Annotated in this window: 25 protein-coding genes; 24 read left to right on the top strand and 1 reads right to left on the bottom strand. The window is 62.7% G+C overall.

Annotated features, from left to right (window positions below; all coding sequences use genetic code 11):
• Positions 1 to 218 precede the first annotated feature (218 nt).
• The gene (locus R3X27_RS06290; protein ID WP_317707978.1) at positions 219 to 1,568 is read left to right on the top strand and encodes an NAD(P)-dependent oxidoreductase; all 1,350 of its coding nucleotides are present in this window, start codon (positions 219 to 221) and stop codon (positions 1,566 to 1,568) included.
• 13 nt (positions 1,569 to 1,581) lie between these two features.
• A complete protein-coding gene (gene preA, locus R3X27_RS06285; protein WP_317707977.1) occupies positions 1,582 to 2,886 on the top strand; it encodes an NAD-dependent dihydropyrimidine dehydrogenase subunit PreA in 1,305 nt (434 codons plus the stop codon).
• Positions 2,887 to 3,043: 157 nt separating this feature from the next.
• Here preA and R3X27_RS06280 read toward each other — a convergent pair whose 3' ends face one another.
• Positions 3,044 to 3,682 carry a TetR family transcriptional regulator C-terminal domain-containing protein gene (locus R3X27_RS06280; RefSeq protein ID WP_317707976.1) on the bottom strand — a complete coding sequence of 213 codons (639 nt, stop codon included), beginning with the start codon at positions 3,680 to 3,682 and terminating at the stop codon, positions 3,044 to 3,046.
• A gap of 181 nt (positions 3,683 to 3,863) precedes the next feature.
• Here R3X27_RS06280 and R3X27_RS06275 point away from each other — a divergent pair, with 181 nt between their 5' ends.
• From R3X27_RS06275 to R3X27_RS06170, 22 genes are all read left to right on the top strand, one after another.
• Positions 3,864 to 5,189 (top strand): aspartate aminotransferase family protein, encoded by a 1,326-nt coding sequence (locus tag R3X27_RS06275; protein WP_317707975.1) that lies wholly within the window; start codon positions 3,864 to 3,866, stop codon positions 5,187 to 5,189.
• A gap of 11 nt (positions 5,190 to 5,200) precedes the next feature.
• The gene (locus R3X27_RS06270) at positions 5,201 to 5,608 is read left to right on the top strand and encodes an ACT domain-containing protein (protein WP_317707974.1); all 408 of its coding nucleotides are present in this window, start codon (positions 5,201 to 5,203) and stop codon (positions 5,606 to 5,608) included.
• Positions 5,609 to 5,612: 4 nt separating this feature from the next.
• Complete coding sequence (locus R3X27_RS06265; RefSeq protein ID WP_317707973.1) at positions 5,613 to 6,863, top strand: Zn-dependent hydrolase; 1,251 nt, start codon at positions 5,613 to 5,615, stop codon at positions 6,861 to 6,863.
• Positions 6,860 to 7,114: a hypothetical protein gene (locus R3X27_RS06260; protein WP_317707972.1), complete on the top strand. Its 255-nt coding sequence runs from the start codon at positions 6,860 to 6,862 to the stop codon at positions 7,112 to 7,114. The genes R3X27_RS06265 and R3X27_RS06260 overlap by 4 nt, the downstream gene beginning before the upstream one ends.
• Positions 7,115 to 7,148: 34 nt before the next feature.
• Complete coding sequence (gene hydA, locus R3X27_RS06255; RefSeq protein WP_317707971.1) at positions 7,149 to 8,600, top strand: dihydropyrimidinase; 1,452 nt, start codon at positions 7,149 to 7,151, stop codon at positions 8,598 to 8,600.
• Between the two features lie 2 nt (positions 8,601 to 8,602).
• Positions 8,603 to 9,088, top strand: coding sequence for a DUF4760 domain-containing protein (locus R3X27_RS06250; protein ID WP_317707970.1), 486 nt, complete (start codon positions 8,603 to 8,605; stop codon positions 9,086 to 9,088).
• On the top strand, positions 9,089 to 9,910 hold the full coding sequence (locus R3X27_RS06245) for an ABC transporter ATP-binding protein (protein ID WP_317707969.1): 822 nt from the start codon (positions 9,089 to 9,091) through the stop codon (positions 9,908 to 9,910).
• A gap of 15 nt (positions 9,911 to 9,925) precedes the next feature.
• Positions 9,926 to 10,858, top strand: a complete 933-nt coding sequence (locus tag R3X27_RS06240; protein WP_317707968.1) for an ABC transporter permease — start codon at positions 9,926 to 9,928, stop codon at positions 10,856 to 10,858.
• Positions 10,855 to 11,700, top strand: coding sequence for an ABC transporter permease (locus R3X27_RS06235; protein ID WP_317707967.1), 846 nt, complete (start codon positions 10,855 to 10,857; stop codon positions 11,698 to 11,700). The genes R3X27_RS06240 and R3X27_RS06235 overlap by 4 nt, the downstream gene beginning before the upstream one ends.
• A gap of 53 nt (positions 11,701 to 11,753) precedes the next feature.
• On the top strand, positions 11,754 to 12,737 hold the full coding sequence (locus R3X27_RS06230; RefSeq protein WP_317707966.1) for an ABC transporter substrate-binding protein: 984 nt from the start codon (positions 11,754 to 11,756) through the stop codon (positions 12,735 to 12,737).
• Positions 12,738 to 14,366: 1,629 nt separating this feature from the next.
• Entirely contained in the window at positions 14,367 to 14,735 is a 369-nt protein-coding gene (gene rpsM / locus R3X27_RS06225; RefSeq protein ID WP_317707965.1) for a 30S ribosomal protein S13, read from the top strand.
• 15 nt (positions 14,736 to 14,750) lie between these two features.
• Positions 14,751 to 15,143, top strand: a complete 393-nt coding sequence (gene rpsK / locus R3X27_RS06220; RefSeq protein ID WP_317707964.1) for a 30S ribosomal protein S11 — start codon at positions 14,751 to 14,753, stop codon at positions 15,141 to 15,143.
• 118 nt (positions 15,144 to 15,261) lie between these two features.
• Complete coding sequence (locus R3X27_RS06215; protein WP_317707963.1) at positions 15,262 to 16,278, top strand: DNA-directed RNA polymerase subunit alpha; 1,017 nt, start codon at positions 15,262 to 15,264, stop codon at positions 16,276 to 16,278.
• Between the two features lie 127 nt (positions 16,279 to 16,405).
• Positions 16,406 to 16,816 (top strand): 50S ribosomal protein L17, encoded by a 411-nt coding sequence (gene rplQ, locus R3X27_RS06210; protein ID WP_317707962.1) that lies wholly within the window; start codon positions 16,406 to 16,408, stop codon positions 16,814 to 16,816.
• Between the two features lie 222 nt (positions 16,817 to 17,038).
• Positions 17,039 to 17,650 carry an autoinducer binding domain-containing protein gene (locus tag R3X27_RS06205; RefSeq protein ID WP_317707961.1) on the top strand — a complete coding sequence of 204 codons (612 nt, stop codon included), beginning with the start codon at positions 17,039 to 17,041 and terminating at the stop codon, positions 17,648 to 17,650.
• A 62-nt stretch (positions 17,651 to 17,712) separates the two neighbouring features.
• Positions 17,713 to 19,026, top strand: coding sequence for a replication-associated recombination protein A (locus tag R3X27_RS06200; protein WP_317707960.1), 1,314 nt, complete (start codon positions 17,713 to 17,715; stop codon positions 19,024 to 19,026).
• Positions 19,027 to 19,157: 131 nt separating this feature from the next.
• On the top strand, positions 19,158 to 19,613 hold the full coding sequence (locus tag R3X27_RS06195) for a cytochrome c (protein ID WP_317707959.1): 456 nt from the start codon (positions 19,158 to 19,160) through the stop codon (positions 19,611 to 19,613).
• Positions 19,614 to 19,616: 3 nt separating this feature from the next.
• Positions 19,617 to 20,258 (top strand): cytochrome b/b6 domain-containing protein, encoded by a 642-nt coding sequence (locus tag R3X27_RS06190; RefSeq protein ID WP_317707958.1) that lies wholly within the window; start codon positions 19,617 to 19,619, stop codon positions 20,256 to 20,258.
• Between the two features lie 42 nt (positions 20,259 to 20,300).
• Positions 20,301 to 20,687 carry a fluoride efflux transporter CrcB gene (gene crcB / locus R3X27_RS06185; RefSeq protein WP_317707957.1) on the top strand — a complete coding sequence of 129 codons (387 nt, stop codon included), beginning with the start codon at positions 20,301 to 20,303 and terminating at the stop codon, positions 20,685 to 20,687.
• On the top strand, positions 20,684 to 21,724 hold the full coding sequence (locus tag R3X27_RS06180) for an RluA family pseudouridine synthase (RefSeq protein WP_317707956.1): 1,041 nt from the start codon (positions 20,684 to 20,686) through the stop codon (positions 21,722 to 21,724). The genes crcB and R3X27_RS06180 overlap by 4 nt, the downstream gene beginning before the upstream one ends.
• The gene (locus tag R3X27_RS06175) at positions 21,721 to 22,410 is read left to right on the top strand and encodes an HAD-IA family hydrolase (RefSeq protein WP_317707955.1); all 690 of its coding nucleotides are present in this window, start codon (positions 21,721 to 21,723) and stop codon (positions 22,408 to 22,410) included. Before R3X27_RS06180 ends, R3X27_RS06175 begins: the two co-directional genes overlap by 4 nt.
• Positions 22,411 to 23,133 (top strand): ATP12 family chaperone protein, encoded by a 723-nt coding sequence (locus R3X27_RS06170; RefSeq protein ID WP_317707954.1) that lies wholly within the window; start codon positions 22,411 to 22,413, stop codon positions 23,131 to 23,133. It begins immediately after the preceding gene.
• The last annotated feature ends 178 nt before the right edge of the window (positions 23,134 to 23,311 follow it).

Raw genomic sequence — 23,311 nt, 5'->3', positions numbered from 1 at the left:
CCAGAGAATTGACGGCAATGGCCAGCGCTGCGCGTCCGTGCATCCGCATCGAATGGCCTTTGTACCTCCGTGAACTGCCTTCGAACTCGACAGAGTTGCCTAAAAAACAGTCAAGTTTTCGGGTGGCGTAATTCGCAGAAAATTTACCGTTTGATAAAAAATGAGAGCTGTGCCAGCCTTCGGCGAGAACAAGAATGTCTCCAGCAGGGGTTTGCGCGATGCAAAACAGCCAGAGAACGCCGGGTGTCGTGCCCGGTCGGCTCGACGACGCCACCTACCGCAGCAATTTCGACGATCTCCATCCGGCGCTCGACGCGCATGAGGCAAGTGTGGCCGCGGATCGCTGCTATTTCTGTCACGATGCGCCCTGCATGGACGCCTGCCCGACCGAGATCGACATCCCGATGTTCATCCGACAGATCCAGTCGGGCGATCCGGACAATGCCGCCCGAACGATCTTCGAGCAGAATGTTCTCGGCGGAATGTGCGCGCGGGTCTGCCCGACCGAAACGCTCTGCGAGGAGGTCTGCGTGCGCCAGACGGCCGAAGCCAAGCCGGTCGAGATCGGCCAGCTCCAGCGCTACGCGACAGATCACCTGATGGCGCAGGAGGGGCATCCCTTCGAACGCGCCACGCCGACGGGGCGGCGGGTTGCGATTGTCGGGGCCGGGCCGGCGGGGCTGGCTTGTGCGCACCGTTTGGCGCTGAAGGGCCACTCGACGGTGATCTATGACGCGCGCAAGAAGGCGGGCGGGCTGAACGAGTTTGGCATCGCCGCCTACAAGGCGCCGAACAATTTCGCCGAGGCCGAAGTGCAGTGGTTGCTGCGCCTGGGCGGGATCGAGATCCGCTATGGCGAGAAGCTCGGCGAGGGGCTGCTGCTGGAGGAGCTTCAGGACGAGTATGATGCGGTCTTTCTCGGCATGGGGCTGGCTGGCGTGAATGCATTGCGCACCGAGGGCGAGGAACATGCTCATGTGCGCGACGCGGTCGAGTTCATCGCCGATCTGCGGCAGGCCGAGGATCTCTCTACCCTGCCTGTCGGGCGCGACGTGGTGGTGATTGGCGGCGGCATGACGGCGGTGGACGCGGCGATCCAGTCGAAGCTGCTGGGCGCGGAGAATGTGACCATGGTCTATCGGCGCGGCCGGGACCGGCTCTCCGCCTCGACCTTCGAACAGGAACTGGCCACCGCGAAAGGCGTCAAGATCGTGCTCAATGCGCAGCCGGTCGCCTTCAACAGTGAGGACGGCAAGACAATCTCTTCCGTCACTTTCGCCTATACCGAGGATGGCGCAACCGGGTTCCATCTCTCCGAAGAGACTTTCACGCTCAAGGCCGACCAGGTCTTCAAGGCCATCGGCCAGTCACTCAAGGGCGTTCCCGGCGTGCTGGAGACCAAGGGCGGCAAGATCGTCGTCGACGCGGCCGGGCGCAGTTCGATCTCCGGGGTCTGGGCCGGGGGCGATTGCGCCTCAGGCGGCGATGACCTCACCGTGACGGCGGTCGCCAACGGGCGCGACGCGGCCGAGGATATCCATGCAATGCTGACCGGCGCGGCCGGGTAAGGGAGAGCGACAGATGGCAAATCTTGCGAGCGAATTCGTCGGCATCAAGTCGCCCAACCCGTTCTGGCTGGCCTCCGCGCCGCCGACGGACAAGGAATACAACGTCCGTCGCGCCTTCGAGGCGGGCTGGGGCGGCGTGGTCTGGAAGACGCTGGGCTCCGAGGGGCCGCCGGTGGTGAATGTCTCCGGCCCGCGTTATGGTGCGATCTTCGGTGCCGACCGGCGGCTGCTCGGGCTCAACAATATCGAGCTTATCACGGACCGGCCGCTGCAGCAGAACCTGCGGGAAATCAAAACCGTGAAGCGGGATTATCCGGATCGTGCCATGGTGGTTTCGCTGATGGTGCCCTGCGAAGAGGAGGCCTGGAAGGCGATCCTGCCGGTGGTCGAGGAGACCGGCGCGGACGGGATCGAGCTGAATTTCGGCTGCCCGCATGGGATGGCAGAGCGCGGCATGGGATCGGCGGTCGGGCAGGTGCCGGAATATATCGAGATGGTCACGCGCTGGTGCAAACAGAACACCCGCATGCCGGTGATCGTGAAGCTGACGCCGAATATCACCAATGTCGTCTACCCGGCCGAGGCCGCGAAACGGGGCGGGGCGGATGCGGTCAGCCTGATCAACACGATCAATTCGATCACCTCGGTCGATCTCGACGCGATGAGCCCGGAGCCGATGATCGACGGCAAGGGCACCCATGGCGGCTATTGCGGCCCGGCAGTGAAGCCGATTGCGCTCAACATGGTGGCCGAGATCGCGCGCCATGCGGAGACGGCGGGTATGCCGATATCCGGCATTGGCGGGGTGACGACCTGGCGCGACGCGGCGGAGTTCATGGCGCTTGGCGCGGGCAATGTGCAGGTCTGCACGGCGGTGATGACCTACGGGTTCCGGATCGTCGAAGAGATGATCGCCGGCCTGTCGAACTGGATGGACGAGAAGGGCTATGCGTCGACCGCCGAGATTGTCGGCAAGGCCGTGCCGAATGTCACCGATTGGCAATATCTCAACCTCAACTATGTCACCAAGGCCGAGATCGACCAGGAAGCCTGCATCAAGTGCGGTCGTTGCTATGCGGCCTGCGAAGACACCTCGCATCAGGCGATCCTGATGAAGGAGGGGCGGGTCTTCGAGGTCGATGACAGCGAATGCGTGGCCTGCAATCTCTGCGTCAGTGTCTGTCCGGTAGAGAACTGCATCACCATGCGCGAGCTGTCGAAGGGGGAGCTGGACGAACGGACAGGCGAAAAGGTCGGTGACTACGGGAACTGGACCGAACATCCGAACAATCCCGGCGCGACCTGCGCTGCGGAATAGGCTCATAGGGCGATTTGGAAATCAGCCGCGTGCCAAAAGGTGCGCGGCTTTTTTTATGGGCGCTGGGGCGGCTGCGTCGCCTTGTTTCCGTGCCTTTAAGCGCTCAGGCCCAATGTCCGCAAACGGCTCAGAGCTGTGCGCGCCGCCCACGCTCTGTCTATCCCGCATCCGGTGCAAGCATCCGCGTGAACAGCGACACAAGATAGCGTTCTGCCTCCGGGAACGGGTCCGGTTCCACATCGGCCAGCAATGTCCGAACCTGGATGTCAAAATCCGCGTAATGCTGCGTCAGCGACCAGACCGAGAAGAGCAGGTGATAGGGCTGAACCGGTGCGATCCGGCCTTCCTCGACCCAGGTTCGGATGATCCCTGCCTTGTCGTCGACCAGCGGCTTCAGGTAATCGGCCAGCACGCCATGCAGCCGCGGTCCACCTTGCAGGATCTCGTTGGCGAAGAGCCGGCTCTCGCGTGGCATCTGCCGGCTCATTTCGAGCTTGCGGCGCACATAGGTCAGGATTTCCTCGATCGGCTCGCCGCCGGCATCCAGCGCCCGAAGCGGGTCCAGCCAGGTGTCGAGCAGCCCGGTCAGGAGCGCGGTATGCATCGCCTCCTTGGAGGGGAAGTAATAGAGCAGATTCGGCTTCGACAGCCCCGCTTCCTGCGCGATCTGGTCCACTGTGGCGCCGCGAAAACCGCGCGCGGAGAAGACTTCCAGCGCCGCATCCAGGATCGCCTCGTGGTTGCGCTTCTGGATTCGCGTTTCAGGCTTTCTGGGCTTGGTTCGTTGGGCTTTCATGTTACGCTCAATTATCCATCACCTGGGGCGAAAATCCGGGGCCTTTTTGGGCCTATGCACAGAATTCAGCCATTCGCTTGACTGGAGTCGAGTCGGTGGTAGCGTGTTCCTGACCATTTGGTCAAACATAACGACAAGCAAGCCGTCTCAGTCAACGCGGTAGCTAGCAGGGAATAAGCCAATGGTGCTCGACCAACCGTCTGCTCCAAATGACCTCAGTGCATTCTGGATGCCTTTCACGGCCAATCGCCAGTTCAAACAGGCGCCGCGGATGTTCGTGTCCGCCGATGGCATGTTCTACAAGACGGATGACGGGCGGGAGGTGTTGGACGGCACAGCCGGTCTGTGGTGCTGCAATGCGGGCCACAACCGGCCGAAGATCGTTGAGGCGATCCGGGCGCAGGCCGGCGAGCTGGATTCCGCGCCGGCCTTCCAGATGGGGCACCCCAAGGCGTTCGAACTGGCCTCCGCGCTGCGTGACATGGCGCCGGAGCCGTTCGACCATGTCTTCTTCACCAATTCCGGGTCCGAATCCGTCGAGACAGCGCTGAAGATCGCGCTGGCCTATCACCGCGCCCGTGGCGAGGGGCAGCGGACGCGGCTGATCGGGCGCGAGCGCGGCTATCACGGAGTGAATTTCGGCGGGATCTCTGTTGGCGGGATCGTCAACAACCGCAAGTTCTTCGGCTCGCTGCTGACCGGCGTGGACCACCTGCCGGCGACCCATCTGCCCGAGAACGCGATGACGCGCGGCCAGCCGGAACATGGCGATTATCTCGCCGAGGAGCTGGAGGCGATCTGCACGCTGCACGGGGCCGAGACCATCGCGGCGGTGATCGTCGAGCCGATGGCCGGCTCCACGGGCGTGCTGCTGCCGCCGAAGGGCTATCTGGAGAAGCTGCGCGAGATCTGCACCAAGTATGGCATCCTGCTGATCTTTGACGAAGTGATCACCGGGTTCGGGCGGCTTGGCTCTTCCTTCGCGGCCGAGCATTTCGGCGTGATGCCGGACCTGATCACCACCGCCAAGGGGCTGACCAATGGCGTGATCCCGATGGGCGCGGTGCTGGCCACGGCCCAGATCCATGACGCCTTCATGACCGGCCCCGAGCATATGATCGAGCTCTTTCACGGCTACACCTATTCGGGCAACCCGATCGCCTCCGCCGCTGGTCTGGCCACGCTCCAGACCTATCGCGAGGAAGGGCTCTTCGAGCGCGCGGCCGAACTCGCGCCCTATTGGGAGGATGCGCTGCATTCGCTGGCCGACTGCCCGCATGTGATCGACATCCGCAACATGGGCCTGATCGGCGCCATCGAGCTGTCGCCCATCGCGGGTGCGCCGACCAAGCGCGCTTTCCAGGCCTTCCTCGATGCCTATGACAAGGGCGTGTTGATCCGCACGACGGGGGACATCATCGCCCTCTCGCCGCCGCTGATCATCGAGAAATCCCATATCGACCAACTCTTCGGCACGCTGCGCGACGTTCTGACGGCGCTGGACTGAGGAGGCGCGAGATGGCGGAACGGGTCAGGGACGGGAGCGAGATGGTGCGGCAGATGTCGCCGCGCCTGCTTGCCGGTCGCTATGTCTTCCGGACGCTGGAAGCCGGGGCCGGGCAGGCGGAGCTCTCCGCCGCGCTGGGCATGTTTCGCGAGGAAGAGGGGCTGTCGGTGATTGTCGAGGCCGGGCCAGACGATGCGGATGCCTATCGCCAGATCACGCTCGATGTCCATTCGGCACTCGATGGTGTCGGTCTTACGGCGGCGGTGTCCGTTACGCTGGCGGAGCTGAACATTCCCAGCAATGTCGTCGCCGCCAATCATCACGATCATATCTTTGTCCCCGAACAGATGGCCGAAGCCGCGCTTGATGCGCTGCGCCGGCTCAGCCGGGGTGAACATGTCAACCGGGAAAAGGAATAAGGCTATGGCCGCACCTGGTGAGAACCTGAAAATCAACGGCTCCCGTCTTTGGGACAGCATCATGGAAATGGCCAAGATCGGCCCGGGCATCGCCGGTGGCAACAACCGCCAGACGCTGACCGACGACGATGCCACCGGCCGCGCCCTGTTCCAGAGCTGGTGCGAAGCCGCCGGGATGACGATGGGGGTCGACCAGATCGGCAACATGTTCGCCTATCGCGAGGGCACGGACCCGGACGCACTGCCCGTCTATGCCGGTTCGCACTTGGACACCCAGCCGACGGGCGGGAAATATGACGGCGTTCTGGGCGTGCTTGGCGCGCTGGAGGCCGTGCGCTCGATGAACGATCTCGGAATCAAGACAAAGCACCCGATCGTGGTCGTCAACTGGACCAACGAGGAAGGCACGCGCTTTGCGCCCGCCATGCTCGCCTCCGGCGTCTTTGCCGGCAAACACGAGCTGGACTGGGCCTTTGACCGTGTCGATGCGGAAGGCAAGAAGTTCGGCGATGAGCTGGAGCGGATCGGCTGGAAGGGCGAGGAGGAAGTCGGCGCGCGCAAGATCCATGCGCTGTTCGAACTGCATATCGAGCAGGGTCCGATCCTCGAAGCCGAAGGCATCGATATCGGCGTCGTCACCCATGGGCAGGGTCTGCGCTGGATCGAATGCACCGTGACCGGCAAGGAGAGCCATACAGGCTCGACGCCGATGCCGATGCGCAAGAATGCCGGGCGCGGGTTGGCGCGGATCACGGAGCTGGTCCACGAGATCGCGATGAAGCACCAGCCGAACTCGGTCGGCGCCATTGGCCATGTCGATGTCTACCCGAACTCGCGCAACATCATCCCCGGCAAGGTCGTCTTCACGGTCGATTTCCGTTCGCATGTGCAGGACATCATCGACGCGATGCTGGAGGAATTCTACGCCCGCGCGCCGGGGCTCTGCGAGGAGATCGGGGTGTCGCTGGAAACCGAGATCGTCGGCAGCTTCGACCCGCCCGCCTTTGACGAGAACTGCGTCTCCGCCGTGCGCGCCGCCGCCGAGCGCCTCGGATACAGCCATATCGACATTGTCTCCGGCGCCGGTCACGACGCCTGCTGGATCAACGACGTGGCGCCGACCTCCATGGTCATGTGCCCCTGCGTGGACGGGCTGAGCCATAACGAGGCCGAGGATATCTCGCCGGAATGGGCCGAGGCGGGCGCGAATGTGCTGTTCCACGCGGTGCTGGAAACGGCGGAGATCGTGGAGTGAAAAAAGCGGCAACGCCCCTGACGGCTGCCCTGATCCTGTCCGGCTGCACTGCGCCGGGCGGGTATCAGGTCGTTGACTGGGGGCTGCCGCTGGCGCTTGCGCAGGTATTGCCCGAAGGCGTGACCGCCGAGGACATCCTGCTCAAGGGCGACTGCTACTACTACCGCTACGAAGAAGAGATTTACCCGCTGCCGCCGACGGAAGCCCAAAGACTGGCCGGTCTGGACCGGTATTGTGAGCTGCCGCAATAATCGGCCGCGGGTGCGAAAAACAGGGAGATACGAAATGACAACGGTCATCAAGAACGGAACCATCGTCACCGCCGACCTGACCTACAAGTCGGACGTGTTGGTGGAGGGCGGCAAGATCGTGGCCATCGGCGAGGGGCTGGTGGGCGACGAGGTGCTGGACGCGACGGGCTGCTACGTGATGCCGGGCGGGATCGATCCGCATACCCATCTGGAGATGCCCTTCATGGGCACCTATTCGACGGACGATTTCGAGTCCGGCACTCGTGCGGCGCTGGCTGGCGGCACGACGATGGTCGTCGATTTCGCGCTGCCGAGCCCGGGGCAGGGGCTCCTAGACGCGATCCAGATGTGGGACAACAAGTCGACCCGGGCCAATTGCGACTATTCCTTCCACATGGCGATCACATGGTGGGGCGAGCAGGTCTTCAATGAGATGGAGCAGGTCGTCGGGCGCGGCATCAACACCTTCAAGCATTTCATGGCCTATAAAGGCGCGCTGATGGTGAATGATGACGAGCTCTATGCGAGCTTCCAGCGCTGTGCCGAGCTGGGCGCGACGCCGCTTGTTCATGCCGAAAATGGCGATGTTGTCGCCGAGATGCAGGCCAAGCTGCTGGCCGAGGGCAATAACGGCCCCGAGGCGCATGCCTTCTCGCGGCCCAGCCAGGTCGAGGGCGAGGCGACGAACCGCGCGATCATGATCGCCGACATGGCCGGGGCGCCGCTCTATGTCGTGCACACGTCCTGCGAGGAGGCGCATGAGGCGATCCGCCGGGCGAAGATGAATGGCAAGCGCGTCTGGGGCGAGCCGCTGATCCAGCACCTGACGCTGGACGAGAGCGAATATGCCAATCCCGACTGGGACCACGCCGCGCGCCGCGTGATGTCCCCGCCTTTCCGCAACAAGCAGCATCAGGACAGCCTCTGGGCCGGCCTGCAATCGGGCACGCTCTCCTGTGTCGCCACGGATCACTGCGCCTTCTCGACCGAGCAGAAGCGCTTCGGCGTGGGCGACTTCACCAAGATCCCGAACGGGACCGGCGGGCTGGAAGATCGGATGCCGATGCTCTGGACCCACGGGGTGGCCACCGGGCGGCTGACGCCGAACGAGTTCGTGGCCGTGACTTCGACCAATATCGCCAAGATCCTCAACTGCTATCCGAAGAAGGGGGCGATCCTTGTCGGCGCGGATGCGGATATCGTCGTCTGGGATCCGGAGAAGTCGAAGACCATTACCGCCGAGACACAGGAATCCGCGATTGATTACAACGTGTTCGAAGGCAAGGAAGTGAAGGGGCTGCCGCGCTACACGCTGACGCGCGGGCAGGTGGCCGTGACCGATGGCGAGATGACCTGCGAGAGCGGGCATGGCGAGTTTGTCGCCCGCGAACCGAACGCGACCGTCAACAAGGCGCTGTCGACCTGGAAAGAACTCACGGCACCGCGGCCCGTCGAACGGTCCGGCATTCCCGCAAGCGGGGTGTGAGATTGGTTTGGTACTCGAATCTTGAGACTTGGGCAAATATTTCGACTGTCGCGGCTTCGGTGGCGGTACTCGCCACCGCCGTGTTTGTGTGGAAGCAAGTTGGATTGATGGCGGGATCAAGCACACTTGAGCAAGCTAGGTTTCGTCGGGAGTCTGCTCAGGACGCGTTTGACGTGCTTCAAAACGACAAGTTTCGATCGAACCGCGATAAGATGCTCACGAAGCTGAATGATGGAATAGATGTTCCAACCGACAAAGGCGACATTGCCGTTTTTCGGCACGTGGTGAATGTCTACGAGATGCTTGGGCTAAAGATCCGGTTAGACGCAATCGATGAAGAAGCTCTAAGGCTGTACTGGCGTACAACGTTACTCCGTGATTGGGAGCGCCTACAGAGTTTTGTGGAAAAAGAGCGAGCGCAGTTCAAGAACCCAAAACTCTATGAAGACGCTGAAGAGATCGTACTCAGATGGAAAGATGCGGGTTAGATGGCGCTGATTGAATCGAATGAAAAGATGAACGGCGTGGCGCAAGAGCCTGTCATCTTCGCAGAAAAGCTCGACCTGACCTTCCAGACGAATGACGGGGCGGTTCAGGCCCTGCGCGATGTCAACCTGACCATCAACAAGGGAGATTTCGTCTCCTTCATCGGCCCGTCGGGCTGCGGCAAGACCACCTTCCTGCGGGTCGTGGCGGCGCTGGAGCATCCGACGGGCGGCGAGATCACCGTGAACGGGATGAGCCCGGACGAGGCGCGCCGCCAGCGGGCCTATGGCTATGTGTTCCAGGCGGCGGGGCTGTACCCGTGGCGGACGATCTCAAAGAATATCGAGCTGCCCTTGGAGATCATGGGCTATTCGAAAGAGAGCAAGCGGGAGCATGTCGACAAGGTGCTCAAGCTGGTCGATCTCGAAGGCTTCGGCGAGAAATTCCCCTGGCAGCTTTCGGGCGGGATGCAGCAGCGGGCGTCGATTGCCCGTGCGCTGGCTTTCGACGCCGAGATCCTGCTGATGGACGAGCCTTTCGGGGCGTTGGACGAGATCGTGCGCGACCACCTCAACGAGCAGCTCCTCGCGCTCTGGGGCCGGACTGGCAAGACCATCGGTTTTGTCACGCATTCGATCCCGGAAGCGGTCTATCTCTCGACCAAGATCGTGGTGATGTCGCCACGTCCGGGGCGGATCACGGATGTTATCGAGAGCACCCTGCCGCGCGAACGTCCGCTCGACATTCGCGACACGCCGGAATTCCTCGAAATCGCCCATCGTGTGCGCGAAGGACTGCGGGCGGGGCATGCGTATGACGATTGATCGGGAGGCTCAGCGATGAAGAATGTAGTTCCCGTTCTCGTGGTTCTCGCGGCGATCGTCGGTATCTGGTATGCCGCCGTGGCGCCGATGAATATCCGCACTGCGCTCGATCAGGCCGAGCGGGGCGGCGCCGTGATCGAGCCCGAAGGCGGACGTACGCGGTTGGAGGTCTCGGTCTGGCGGCTGATGGCCGACAATTCGGAGTATATTTCGGAGGGCTATGCGCTCGACCGGCCACGGCTGCCGACGCCGGCGCAAGTCGGTCGCGAGCTTTGGAAAACCACCGGCGAGATGGCGCTGCGGGGCAAGGCGATGTCCAAGCGCTCGCTGATCTATCATGCCACGGTGACGCTGAAATCGACGCTTTGGGGCTTCCTGCTCGGCACCTTCCTTGGCATTGCCGGTGCGGTGGCGATCACCCATTCTCGGGTGATGGATATGAGCGTCATGCCCTGGGCCATCATCAGCCAGACTATCCCCATCGTGGCGCTGGCGCCGATGATCATCGTGCTCTCCTCGCAGCTTGGTATCGAGGATCGGGGTGTGCCGAAGGCGATCATCTCCGCCTATCTGTGCTATTTCCCGGTTCTGGTCGGCATGGTGAAGGGGCTGCGCGCGCCATCCGCCTCGCAACTCGACCTGCTGCGGACCTATAGCGCCTCGCAATGGGAGACCTTCGTCAAGCTGCGCCTGCCGGCCTCCGTGCCGTACCTCTTCACCTCGCTGAAGATCGGTATCGCCTCGGCGCTGGTCGGCGCCATCGTGGGCGAATTGCCGACCGGGGCCATCTCGGGACTTGGCGCGCGTATCCTGATCGGGGACCAGTTCGGGACGCCGCTGGCGATCTGGGCGGCGCTGCTGGCCGCGGCCATCCTCGCGGGCATCCTCGTAACGCTTCTTGATCTCGCGCAGCGGATAACCCTCAAGCGGATGGGGCTGCAGGCATGACGACGCTGATCTTCTCTATCGCGGGTTTCATCGCCGTATGGGCCATCAACAGCGCTATCGCCAATTCGCCAGATCGCGACGATCGGGCCGCACGGGTCTTCGTACCGGTGATGCTCGGGCTCGCCTCGCTCTATCTTTGGGAAGGGCTGGTCGACGGGCTCGGCGTCTCGCCGGTGATCTTGCCGGCCCCCTCGGCCATCGCCGCAACCTTCGCGGCCTCGACCGACATGCTCTGGCAGGATTTCGTCCAGACCGTGCTCAAGGGCGCGTTGACGGGCTATGTCATGGGCTGCGGCGCCGCGTTCCTTGTTGCGGTCCTGATCGACCGATCCAGCTTCCTCACGCGCGGCTTGCTGCCAATCGGCAATTTCGTCGCTGCGCTTCCCATTGTCGGCATCGCGCCAATCCTCGTGAGCTGGTTCGGCTTCGACTGGCATTCCAAGGCGGCGGTCGTGGTGGTGATGGTGTTCTTCCCGGTGCTGGTCAACACGGTGCAGGGGCTGCGCGAGACCGACGCGATGCAGCGCGACCTGATGCGGACCTATGCGGCGGGCTATCTGCAGACGCTGCTGAAGCTGCGCTTGCCGGCCGCGATGCCCTTCATCTTCAACGGGCTGAAAATTGCATCAACACTGGCGCTGATCGGGGCAATCGTCGCCGAGTATTTCGGCTCGCCAACCCGGGGCATGGGGTTCCGCATTTCCACCGGCGTCGGAAGCCTGTCCATTGACCTCGTCTGGGCGGAGATCGTCGTCGCGGCTATCGTCGGCACGCTTCTTTATGGCAGCGTGTCCTGGATCGAAAAGGCGGTGACCTTCTGGCACCCCTCGCAACGCAGATAACCAAACCGCCGGAACAAGGCGGCATAAACCGAAGACCAACAAGGAGAGACATAATGAAGAGATTTCTTGCGGGGACGGCACTTTCCCTGATCGCCAGCACGGCCATGGCGGCCGACGAGGTGAAGCTTCAGCTGAAATGGGTCACCCAGGCGCAGTTCGCCGGCTACTATGTCGCCCTCGATCAGGGCTTCTACGAGGAAGAAGACCTCGACGTGACCATTCTGCCGGGCGGCCCGGACATCGCGCCGACGCAGGTCATCGCCGGTGGTGGCGCCGATGTGACCGTCGAATGGATGCCCGCCGCGCTGGCGGCCCGCGAAAAGGGCCTGCCGCTGGTCAATATCGCCCAGCCCTTCAAGAGCTCGGGCATGATGCTGACCTGCTGGAAGGATACCGGCATCGAGGCACCCAAGGATCTGGCCAACCGCACGCTCGGCGTCTGGTTCTTCGGCAACGAGTTCCCCTTCATGAGCTGGATGTCCTCGCTCGGGATTGCCACCGATGGCAAGGCAGAGATGGGGGTGGAAGTGCTCAAGCAGGGCTTCAATGTCGACCCGCTGATCCAGCGCCAGGCCGATTGCATCTCGACCATGACCTATAACGAGTATTGGCAGGTGATCGATGCCGGTGTGAACCCGGACGAGTTGATTACCTTCAAATACGAGGATCAGGGCGTCGCAACGCTGGAAGACGGGCTCTACGTGCTGGAGGAAAACCTCTCCGACCCGGCCTTCGAGGACAAGATGGTGCGCTTCGTGAAGGCCTCGATGAAGGGCTGGAAATGGGCCGAGGAGAACCCGGACGACGCGGCGATAATCGTGCTCGACAATGACGAGACCGGTGCCCAGACCGAGACCCACCAGAAGCGCATGATGGGTGAGATCGCCAAGCTCACCGCCGGTTCCAACGGTGCGCTGGACGAGGCGGACTATACCCGCACCGTCGAGACCCTGCTGGGCGGCGGCTCCGATCCGGTCATCACCAAGACCCCGGAAGGAGCCTGGACCAGCGCGATCACGGACAAGGCGCTGAACTGACGCCATCCATGACCTGGACAGGAGGCGCTGCCCTTGCGGGCGGTGCCTTTTTTATTGGGGCCCGATGTCAGTTCCGAGAAATGCGCGAAAGTGGCAGGCCCTGTCCAAGTCGCGCCAGAGAGGGACAGGCAGTGTTGGTCCGTCATGCCGGTCGGTTTTGGGCCGATCACGCCTCGGAGACCAAAGATCATTGCTACAAATGCTGGCCGAAGGCGTCGAGCCCTCACTTGCCTGGCCCGGTCGGAGAGCGCTCTGTAGGCGAAACAACACCGCTCTGAGTTCCTTTGGATTATCTGAACGGACCAAAAAGAAGTGGTGTTGCACCCCTAACCCAGAGGCCGGGACGCGCTCGACAGTCCGTGGCGTGCGTGGACGTCGTCTCAAATGGCAACCTGGCCATAACGCTGCGAGGCCATGTCATAGAAAGAGGGCCCGCTGGCGCGTCATGAGCAACCTGCGGGCCAGTGATCTATCCGAAAGGCGGACCGGGACAGTGCGTGGGTCTATTCCTGTGGCTCAGGATCGGTTGCCACGTCGGATGACGTCTGGGGCGAAACCGGGGGCTCCGCGGACGCTGCGGTCTCAGGCGGCGATTGTGATGCCTCCGAGGTCGATCGCGAGTCGGCGTCCGGCGCCGGGATGTCGGCAGGTTGCGTCTGATCAGTCGCAGCTTGCGCCTTCGCCTGCTCGATCTGCCTGTCTTTCTCCGCCAACTCGATCTTGAGCTCAGCATTTTCCGCCCGCAAGCGCTGGATCTCCGCCGTCACTTCGGTCGGAATCGACGCATAGGCGGATAGCGGTGGCGGCGGATCTGGCCTTTTCTCGGAAAGCTGTATCGTTCCGCCTGACCCGCCAACGGCGCTCTCCATTGAGCCGGAAGTTGCCGCAGTCGCGCCACTGCCCAGCGACCGGTAGAGATCTTGCGGGTTCGTGACCGTCGCCTCTGTCCGGCTTGGCGCGAGAACGGCGCGAATCGTGTTCCCTTGCGTCTGGATGGCAGCAGAGGCGTGTGACTGTCCTGTCTTGTTCGGTGCCGCTGCGGGAATCGTCGCTTCCGGAGCAGTCCCATTCTGGGACGTGGCGGACCGGGTTGCGACGCCGGACGCGTTCGCGCCCGCGCCGACCGGCGCGGGAGACGCAAACGGAAGTGGTCCGTTGCCTATGAGAATCATTTGGGTCCCCTCGTCTGGAGCCCCACCCGGGAAGAAGAATGCCCGCTGCTATCTGAACAAGCCGTTAAATGGCGACGGAAATGCCGCGTTTTCCAGGAAAAAGGACGTACGATTGTCCAGAAATCTCAAATTGGCGGGCGACGCCTGCCCAGATTGGCGCATGGCAGACAAAGAGACCGGTTGACCCGAGCACTCCTTCGCAGAATGCTGTCCGTGACGACCCGTCCGGAGCGCGATACCGGATTTACCTTGACAAGGTATGAACGGGGGGCCTTGACGCCCCCCTGCTTTCCCTTTAGTTGACAGCGTCTCAATCGAGAATCGTCGTCGAATTCTTGCCCTTGCGGCAATGATCGCTCGGCGGGAAGCCCGGCCCGGTGGCGCTCATGCTGTCGGGCCTCTGTTGTGAAAAAAGGTTCTGGTGCTACGGAACCGCAACCATGAAGGAAGATACCTCTTGGCACGTATCGCTGGGGTCAACATCCCGACCGCCAAGCGCGTCCCGATCGCGCTCACCTACATCACCGGCATTGGCAACACGTCTGCCGCAGCCATCTGCGAAGCCGTCGGCATCGATGCCACGCGCCGCGTGAATGAGCTGTCCGATGCCGAAGTCCTCGCCATCCGCGAGCATATCGACGCCAATTTCACCGTTGAAGGCGACCTGCGCCGTGAGACGCAGATGAACATCAAGCGTCTGATGGATCTCGGCTGCTACCGTGGCCTGCGCCATCGCCGTAACCTGCCCGTGCGCGGTCAGCGTACCCATACCAACGCTCGTACCCGCAAAGGCCCCGCGAAGGCCATTGCCGGCAAGAAGAAGTAAGGGGAGGCAGCAGATATGGCACGAGATCGCCGCGCAGCAACCAAGCGCAAGGTTTCCAAGAACATCGCCACTGGCGTTGCTCACGTGAACTCCTCGTTCAACAACACCAAGATCCTGATTTCCGACGTACAAGGCAACGCCATTTCCTGGTCGTCCGCCGGTACGATGGGCTTCAAAGGGTCCCGGAAGTCGACCCCCTACGCCGCTCAGATGGCCGCCGAAGATGCGGGCCGCAAGGCGCAGGAACATGGCGTGAAGACGCTTGAGGTCGAGGTTCAGGGCCCGGGCTCCGGCCGTGAGAGCGCCCTGCGTGCCCTCGCAGCGATCGGCTTCAACATCACGTCGATTCGCGACGTGTCGCCGATCGCGCATAACGGCTGCCGTCCGCCGAAGCGCCGTCGCGTCTAAGCTACGGGACCAAAGAATTCGGGCCGCGCCAGAATGGGTGCGGTCCGTTCTGGCATTTTGAACCTCGGGCGTTTGCCCGCTCGGACATGGCGGGGAAACAGGTATGGAGGCGACATACATGATCCATAAGAACTGGCAGGAACTGATCAAGCCGACGCAGTTGGACGTCAAGCCGGGCGCGGATGCGTCCCGCAAGGCGACACTCGTGGCTGAGCCGCTGGAGCGGGGCTTTGGCCTGACGCTCGGCAATGCGCTTCGTCGCGTGCTGCTCTCGTCGCTGCAGGGCGCCGCGATCACCTCGGTTCAGATCGACAACGTTCTGCATGAGTTCTCCTCCGTTGCCGGCGTCCGCGAGGATGTGACCGACATCGTGTTGAACCTCAAAGGCGTTGCGCTCGCGATGGATGTGGATGGCCCCAAGCGGCTGTCGATTTCCGCCAAGGGTCCGGGCGTTGTTACGGCTGCCGACATCTCCGAGACGGCTGGCATCGAAGTGCTCAACAAGGAGCACATCATCTGCCACCTCGACGAGGGCGCGGATGTCTACATGGAACTGACGGTCAATACCGGCAAGGGCTATGTCGCCGCCGACAAGAACCGTCCGGAGGACGCCCCGATCGGTCTGATCCCGATCGACGCGATCTATTCGCCGGTCAAGAAAGTGTCTTATGACGTGCAGCCGACCCGTGAGGGCCAGGTGCTCGACTATGACAAGCTGACTCTGAAGATCGAGACCGATGGCTCGGTGACCCCGGAAGACGCCGTGGCTTTCGCTGCGCGCATCCTTCAGGACCAACTCAGCATCTTCGTCAACTTCGAGGAGCCGGAAGCTGCCGGTCGCCAGGAAGAGGATGATGGCCTCGAGTTCAACCCGCTTCTGCTGAAGAAGGTGGACGAGTTGGAATTGTCTGTCCGCTCCGCCAACTGCCTGAAGAACGACAACATCGTTTATATCGGCGACCTGATCCAGAAGACCGAAGCCGAGATGCTCCGCACCCCGAACTTCGGCCGCAAGTCGCTCAACGAGATCAAGGAAGTGCTCTCGGGCATGGGCCTGCATCTCGGCATGGATGTCGAGGAATGGCCGCCGGAGAACATCGAGGATCTGGCCAAGAAATTCGAAGATCAGTTCTGATCTTCGACCGGGCGCGCCGCCGTGGCGCGTCCAACCAATGGGCATCCCGCCCCAAGGAGAGCCGGAGACACGCATCTCCGGCCAGACAAAGCAAAACCGCCCGTAGAGGGCAATTAGGAGAGATACAATGCGTCACGCCCGCGGATACCGCCGCCTGAATCGTACTCATGAGCACCGCAAGGCGCTTTTCGCCAACATGGCCGGCTCGCTGATCGAGCATGAGCAGATCAAGACTACCCTGCCCAAGGCCAAGGAACTCAAGCCGATCGTCGAGAAGCTGATCACGCTGGGCAAGCGCGGCGATCTGCACGCCCGCCGCCTGGCCGACTCGCGCCTCAAGCAAGACAAGCATGTTGCAAAGCTCTTCGAGATTCTCGGGCCGCGCTATGCCGAGCGCAACGGTGGCTGCGTTCGTATCCTGAAAGCCGGCTTCCGCTATGGCGACATGGCGCCGATGGCGATCATCGAGCTGGTTGACCGCGATGTCGACGCCAAGGGCGCCGAGGACCGCGCTCGCGAGGAAGCCGCTGAGGAATAAGTTCCTGCTCCAGCGGATCGTAAGAGGCTCTCGGGTTCCGGGAGCCTTTTTTTTGGACCACCGAACGGTGGGCGGTATACTCCGAGCGAAAACGTCAGACCCGTGTCAGGGAAGAAAACGGATAAACATTAACGCAACGTCATTCGCCAGAAAGTGATCTGCGTTAACCGTTGGTTTACTTTGATATTGACCTTACATGGGGCAAATGGGCAAAAAAAAGATATGATTGAGCGCGCTACGATCGAACGAGAATTGCGGCTTCTGGCTGAATTGGCACCGGCGGGGTATTTCGTCGGGCTTCATATCCGTTTCGCGTCTCCTTTGATGACTTTCCAGACCTACGACAGTGCCTGGATCGATCGTTACACGTCTCAAGCCTATGCAATGCGGGATCCGATGACGGCCTGGGGCTTTTCGACGGTCGGGGCTGCGCGGTGGAGCGACATCGATATCCCGGATCCGTTCGGCATCATGGTGGAAGCCGCGACCTATGGGTTGAAATACGGCGTGCAGGTCGCGTGTGGGCCGATTGCCTCGCGCACGATTGCTTCTGTCACACGGGCGGATCGTGAGTTCACCGATTCAGAACGGGACAGGGCCTGGAGCATCATCGAGCGCATGCATGACATGACCGAACCACCCGAGAGCCTCACCCAGGCGCAGGTCGAGGCGTTGCGGCTTGTTGCGGCGGGGGATCGACATGCGGCTGCGGCGGCCAAGCTCGGGATCTCGGAAAGCGCGCTCAAGGCGCGTCTGACCTCTGCCCGCCAGCGGCTCATGGCGCGGACGACGGCCGAAGCGATCCAGCGCGCGAAAGATGCGCGTCTTCTTTAATGCGTTGTCGCTGACACGTTTCCAGCTTTTCCCTGTCGCGCGCCGGGCCTAATCTGGCGCCGATGGCTGATCTCTTCGACTCCCCCACTGACTCGACGGACGGCGCGCCGCGCCCGCTGGCCGACCGTATGCGCCCGGCGCGGCTTTCAGAGGTGATCGGGCAGGATCATCTGTTGGGGCCAGATGCTCCGCTTGGCACGATGCTCGCGAGTGGCAGCCTGTCGTCGCTGATCCTGTGGGGGCCTCCCGGAGTCGGCAAGACGACCATCGCACGGCTGCTGGCGCGCGAGACAGACCTCCATTTCATTCAGATCAGCGCGATTTTTACCGGCGTTCCCGAACTGCGAAAGGTCTTCGAGGCGGCGCGCCTTCGGCGGCGGACGGGGCAGGGGACCCTGCTTTTCGTCGACGAGATCCATCGGTTCAACAAGGCACAGCAGGATGGCTTCCTGCCGCATATGGAGGACGGGACCATCGTGCTCGTCGGTGCGACGACGGAGAATCCCTCCTTTGAGCTGAACGCCGCCGTGCTGAGTCGTTCGCAGGTGCTGGTGCTCAATCGGCTGGACGAAGAGGCGCTGGAGCGAATGCTGCAGCGCGCCGAGGTGGAGGTCGGGGCGAAGCTGCCGCTGACGCCGGGGGCGCGGGAAGCCCTTGTCGGTATGGCCGATGGCGATGGGCGGGCCCTGTTGAACCTCGTCGAGCAGGTCTCGGTCTGGGCGGTCTCGGCGCCGCTGGACATCGATCACCTCACTGCGCGGCTTACGCGGCGGGCGGCGCAATATGACAAGTCCGGTGAGGCGCATTACAACCTGATCTCCGCGCTGCACAAGTCGGTGCGGGGCTCGGACCCGGATGCGGCGCTCTACTGGCTGGCACGTATGCTGAAGGGGGGCGAGGACCCGCGTTTTCTCGCACGGCGAGTCACACGGATGGCGGTCGAGGATATCGGGCTGGCGGACCCGCAGGCGCAGGGGATTTGCCTGCAGGCCTGGGAGACGTATGAGCGGATCGGCAGCCCCGAAGGTGAATTGGCATTGGCCCAGGCGGTCGTCTATCTGGCACTCGCGCCAAAATCGAATGCGACCTATGCGGCCTACAAGTCTGCCATGGCGGCCGCCACGCGGACTGGCTCGGAACCGCCGCCCAAGCATATCCTGAATGCGCCGACCAACCTCATGAAGGATCAGGGCTATGGTGACGGTTATCAATATGATCACGACGCAGAAGATGCATTCTCAGGACAGGATTATTTTCCGGAGAGCATGAAGCGGGGGATCTATTACCTTCCTGTCGAGCGCGGTTTCGAACGTGAATTAAAACGCCGCGTTGATTATTTCGTCAAGTTGAGGGCGAAACGCGGCGGCTCTGAGTGAGCGAAAAAACTCTGCACGCATAATATTCCTTTAAAATCTCACGTAGATTGTGCAAAAATCTGCAACGGTAAACGAGTCCACCTTCGTATATCGAAGGATTATCCCAAATCTGGCCACCAAGGAGACCAGCTATGCGCAAGTTCATTATCGCGGCCATTGCCCTTTCCCTACCCACCCTCGCCATTGCCGATGCCGCGACCGATGCTGTAAAGGCGCGCCAGGACCACATGAAGTCCTATGGCAAGCAGATGGGCACCTTCGCCGCGATGGCCAAGGGCGAAGTCGACTATGACGCCGCCGCCGCCCAGGCCGCCGCCGATGAGCTTGGCAAGTTGGTCATGGTCGATCAGTCCGCGTTCTGGCTGCCCGGCACCTCTACTGAAGATATGCCCGGCGTCTCCTATGCCAAACCCGCTTTCTGGTCCGAGATGGACAAGGCCGGCGCGATCGGCAAGGAGATGGTCGCAGCGGTAGCTGCGATGCAAGAGGTGGCTGGCAGCGGCAAGGGCGAGATGGCCCAGGCCCTTGGCGGTATCGGCAAGAACTGCCAAGCCTGCCACAAGGCCTATCAGGCCAAGAAAGACTAAACGATGCGCGACGGATCGCCGGAGAGCGACAAACTCTACCTCGTCCGCCTATGGGACCCGTTCGTTCGGGTCTTTCACTGGCTTCTGGCGATCTGCGTGATCGTGACCTGGCTGTGGGGCCAGTTCAATCCGACGGGATTTCTGACCCTGCATTTCTGGCTGGGATACACGGTGATCGGCCTTCTGGTCTTTCGCCTGGTCTGGGGGCTGGTCGGCCCCTGGCCCGCTCGTTTCGTGCATTTCATCTACGGGCCGGGCACCTATGCGCGTTATATTTCCGGCATGTCCAAGCGCAAACCAAGCAACTGGCCGGGGCATAATCCGGTTGGCGCACTCTCGGTCTACCTGTTGCTCGGTGTTTTGGCGCTTCAGGTTTTCTCAGGGCTCTTTGCCGATCCGGAAGATTACATCAATGCCGGCCCGCTGGCGGATGACTTCCCCGGAATGGTGAAGCTCGGCACCGAGATCCACCACACGCTGGCGCCGATCATTCTTCTGCTCGTGGTCCTGCATCTCGGCGCTGTTGCCTTCTACAAGATCTGGAAGCGGGAGAACCTGATCCCCTCGATGCTGCATGGCAGGAAGGTCGTGAAGGGCGAGGTCCCTGCAGGGCGGATCATCGAGGAGGTCTCCGAGGAGGCCTGAGCCGCGCTTGACAAGCGGCGCCGGGGGTATGACACCGGCGCCATGCATTGGATTACCCTATCTCACGTCGCTCTCGGAGGTGCCATCGGTGCCTCCTGTCGCTATCTCACCGGTATCGGGACGCTGCGGCTCTTCGGGCCGGGCTTCCCGCATGGCACGCTGACGGTCAATATCGTGGGCTCCTTCATCATGGGCTTCATCGTCGTCTATCTTGAGCGCAAGAATGGCACGCATCTGGCACCTTTCTTGATGACGGGCATACTTGGTGGTTTCACCACCTTCTCCGCCTTCTCGCTGGACACGATCTTCCTGATCGAGAAGGGGCAGATCGGAACGGCAGCGCTCTATGCCGGGGCGTCTTTCGCCTGTGCGCTTCTCGCGCTGGTGGTCGGGCTCTGGGCGGCACGGGCGATGGTGGTGATGCCATGAGCCGGGTGCAGCAGATCGAGATCACCGCAGACGAAGCCGGTCAGAGGTTCGACCGTTGGTTCCGCCGCCGCTTCCCGCATATCAGCCAGGGACGGATCGAGAAGATGTGCCGTAAGGGCGATATCCGTGTCGATGGCGGGCGCGTGAAGAGCGCAACGCGGGTCGAGGCCGGGCAGATTGTGCGCGTGCCGCCGCTGCCGGACGAGGCGGGGCCGGCGCCGGACCGGGAAACGGTTTCTGATGAGGATGCGAAGATGATCCGCAGCTGCGTGATCTATCGCGACGACCACATCATCGCCTTGAACAAGCCGCCGGGCTTGCCCTCGCAAGGCGGCTCCAAGCAGCTGCGCCATGTGGACGGGATGGCCGAGGCGCTTCGGTTCGGGCTCGATGACAAGCCGCGGCTGGTGCACCGGCTGGACAAGGACACATCCGGCATCCTGCTGCTGGCGCGCACGCGCGCGGCTGCCGGGGCGCTGACCGAGGCCTTCCGGGCGCGGGAAACGCGCAAGATCTACTGGGCCGCGGTGGCCGGGGTGCCGGTGCCGCAGATGGGCACGATCCGCTACGGACTGGTCAAGGCTGGCGGCCATGGTTCCGGCGGCGAGGGCGAGAAGATGCATTGCATCCACCCGCGTGAGGTTGCGACCACGCCGGGCGCCAAGCGGGCGACCACCGACTACGCCGTGCTCTCGGCGCTTGGCGGGCGGGTGAGTTGGGCAGCGTTGATCCCGATCACCGGGCGGACGCACCAGCTGCGCGCCCACATGGCCGAGCTGGGCCATCCCATTATTGGTGACGGAAAATACGGCGGGTCGGGCCAGGAAAACCTCGGCGACGGCTGGGGCGCGGGGCTGGGCGGCGAGCTGTCCCGAAAGCTCCATCTGCATGCGCGTTCGCTGAGCCTGACGCACCCCGTCACCGGCAATCGACTTAATCTTACCGCCGCGTTGCCCGAGCACATGGCGCGGACCTGGGAGATGTTGGACTGGCGGGCGTCGGACGTGCCCGAGGACCCGTTCGAGGAACTGGAATGACGCACTCCTCTTCGCTGCGCCTCGTCGTCTTCGATGTCGATGGCACGCTGATCGATTCGCAAGCCCATATCATGGCCGCCATGACCCACGCGTTTGATGCGCTTGACCTGCCCTGCCCACCGCGCGAGGCAGTGCTGTCGGTGGTCGGGCTGTCTCTGCCGGTGCTGATGCCACGCCTTGCGCCGGATCTCGAACCGGATGGCCACACGGCGCTGGTCGAGGCTTACAAGAACAGCTTCGCGGATATTCGGGTGAAAGGTGCGGGGACGGAGATGTCGCCACTCTTCCCCGGCGCGGAAGAGACCGTGGAGCGGCTGTTGACCCGCGACGACCTGGTGGTCGGGTTGGCGACAGGCAAGTCGCGGCGTGGGCTGGATCACTTGCTGAAGGCGCATGGGTTGACGGGACGATTCGTGACCGAACAGGTCGCGGACCACCACCCGTCGAAGCCTCACCCCTCAATGCTGCTGACAGCGCTTGCCGAAACTGGCTGTGAAGCGGCGGACGGGGTGATGGTCGGCGATACGAGCTTCGACATCGAGATGGGCCGGGCGGCCGGGTTCAGGACAATCGGCGTGACCTGGGGGTATCACCCACGCGGCGCGCTGGAAGCGGCCGGGGCGGATCAGGTGATCGAGGAATACGACGCGCTGGAGGCGGCGCTGGAGCGGGTCTGGGAGGTCTGAATGGCAGAGTGGAAGGCGAAACGCTTCTGGAAAGAAGCGAAGGCGGTGCGGGGGCCGGATGGCTGGGACGTGCAGCTCGACGGGCGCCCGGTCAAGACACCGGCCAAGGCCCCGCTGGTGCTGCCGAGCCAGGCGCTGGCCGAGGCGATTGCAGCAGAGTGGGACGCGCTGGAGGAGGCGGTCGACCCTTCCATCATGCCGCTGACCCGCTCGGCCAATGCTGCCATCGACAAGGTTGCGACGCAGTTCGATGAAGTGGCGGCGCTGATCGCCGCCTATGGCGAGACCGACCTGCTTTGCTATCGCGCCGAGGGGCCGGAGGCGCTCTGTGCGCAGCAGGCGGCGGCCTGGGACGACTTGCTGGACTGGGCGCGCGAGGACCTTGGCGCGCCGCTGGAGGTCTGCGTTGGCGTGGTGCCGCATGCGCAGCCAGAGGAGAGCGTCGCACGGTTGCGCCACGAGGTGGCCTCGCTCGACGCCTTCGCACTCACCGCGTTGCATGATCTGGTCGCCATGTCCGGTTCGCTTCTGATCGGACTGGCAGCTCTTCGGGGGCGGCTTCCGGAAGAGGATCTCTGGGCGCGTTCCCGAGTCGATGAAAACTTCCAGGAGAGCCAGTGGGGGGCGGATGAAGAAGCTTCCGTTACGGCAAGTTTCAAGCGCGGCGAGTTCCTCCATGCGGTGAGATTCTATCGGCTTTCGCAAGCCTTGCCTGCAAACTGACAGCAGGCCTGCTTGGTTGCCTGATTATTATGCTCTCAGAATCGCGTCTTTCGATTCCAAAGCGGGCAGCGGAACCTGTCCGGTAGAGCACTTGACGTTTTCTTGGGAATTTGCCCAAAGTTGTTGCGTTCGGAGGGGAACCCCTTCCGAGCCTGTTCTGTAATCGGGTCAGGGACCC

The sequence above is a fragment of the Tropicimonas sp. TH_r6 genome (assembly GCF_033101155.1).
GTDB lineage: Bacteria > Pseudomonadota > Alphaproteobacteria > Rhodobacterales > Rhodobacteraceae > Tropicimonas.
This window is presented reverse-complemented; position numbering and strand designations above follow the sequence as displayed.

Bases quoted from the DNA above. Each gene is read 5' to 3' on its own strand.
- R3X27_RS06200 (WP_317707960.1), top strand. From the start codon at position 17,713: ATGGCTGATCTCTTCGACTCCCCCACTGACTCGACGGACGGCGCGCCG.
- R3X27_RS06245 (WP_317707969.1), top strand. From the start codon at position 9,089: ATGGCGCTGATTGAATCGAATGAAAAGATGAACGGCGTGGCGCAAGAG.
- hydA (WP_317707971.1), top strand. From the start codon at position 7,149: ATGACAACGGTCATCAAGAACGGAACCATCGTCACCGCCGACCTGACC.
- R3X27_RS06170 (WP_317707954.1), top strand. From the start codon at position 22,411: ATGGCAGAGTGGAAGGCGAAACGCTTCTGGAAAGAAGCGAAGGCGGTG.
- R3X27_RS06195 (WP_317707959.1), top strand. From the start codon at position 19,158: ATGCGCAAGTTCATTATCGCGGCCATTGCCCTTTCCCTACCCACCCTC.
- R3X27_RS06205 (WP_317707961.1), top strand. From the start codon at position 17,039: ATGATTGAGCGCGCTACGATCGAACGAGAATTGCGGCTTCTGGCTGAA.
- crcB (WP_317707957.1), top strand. From the start codon at position 20,301: ATGCATTGGATTACCCTATCTCACGTCGCTCTCGGAGGTGCCATCGGT.
- R3X27_RS06175 (WP_317707955.1), top strand. From the start codon at position 21,721: ATGACGCACTCCTCTTCGCTGCGCCTCGTCGTCTTCGATGTCGATGGC.
- rpsK (WP_317707964.1), top strand. From the start codon at position 14,751: ATGGCACGAGATCGCCGCGCAGCAACCAAGCGCAAGGTTTCCAAGAAC.
- R3X27_RS06275 (WP_317707975.1), top strand. From the start codon at position 3,864: ATGGTGCTCGACCAACCGTCTGCTCCAAATGACCTCAGTGCATTCTGG.
- R3X27_RS06235 (WP_317707967.1), top strand. From the start codon at position 10,855: ATGACGACGCTGATCTTCTCTATCGCGGGTTTCATCGCCGTATGGGCC.
- rplQ (WP_317707962.1), top strand. From the start codon at position 16,406: ATGCGTCACGCCCGCGGATACCGCCGCCTGAATCGTACTCATGAGCAC.
- R3X27_RS06240 (WP_317707968.1), top strand. From the start codon at position 9,926: ATGAAGAATGTAGTTCCCGTTCTCGTGGTTCTCGCGGCGATCGTCGGT.
- R3X27_RS06230 (WP_317707966.1), top strand. From the start codon at position 11,754: ATGAAGAGATTTCTTGCGGGGACGGCACTTTCCCTGATCGCCAGCACG.
- R3X27_RS06270 (WP_317707974.1), top strand. From the start codon at position 5,201: ATGGCGGAACGGGTCAGGGACGGGAGCGAGATGGTGCGGCAGATGTCG.
- R3X27_RS06215 (WP_317707963.1), top strand. From the start codon at position 15,262: ATGATCCATAAGAACTGGCAGGAACTGATCAAGCCGACGCAGTTGGAC.
- R3X27_RS06290 (WP_317707978.1), top strand. From the start codon at position 219: ATGCAAAACAGCCAGAGAACGCCGGGTGTCGTGCCCGGTCGGCTCGAC.
- preA (WP_317707977.1), top strand. From the start codon at position 1,582: ATGGCAAATCTTGCGAGCGAATTCGTCGGCATCAAGTCGCCCAACCCG.
- R3X27_RS06280 (WP_317707976.1), bottom strand. From the start codon at position 3,682: ATGAAAGCCCAACGAACCAAGCCCAGAAAGCCTGAAACGCGAATCCAG.
- R3X27_RS06180 (WP_317707956.1), top strand. From the start codon at position 20,684: ATGAGCCGGGTGCAGCAGATCGAGATCACCGCAGACGAAGCCGGTCAG.
- R3X27_RS06265 (WP_317707973.1), top strand. From the start codon at position 5,613: ATGGCCGCACCTGGTGAGAACCTGAAAATCAACGGCTCCCGTCTTTGG.
- R3X27_RS06190 (WP_317707958.1), top strand. From the start codon at position 19,617: ATGCGCGACGGATCGCCGGAGAGCGACAAACTCTACCTCGTCCGCCTA.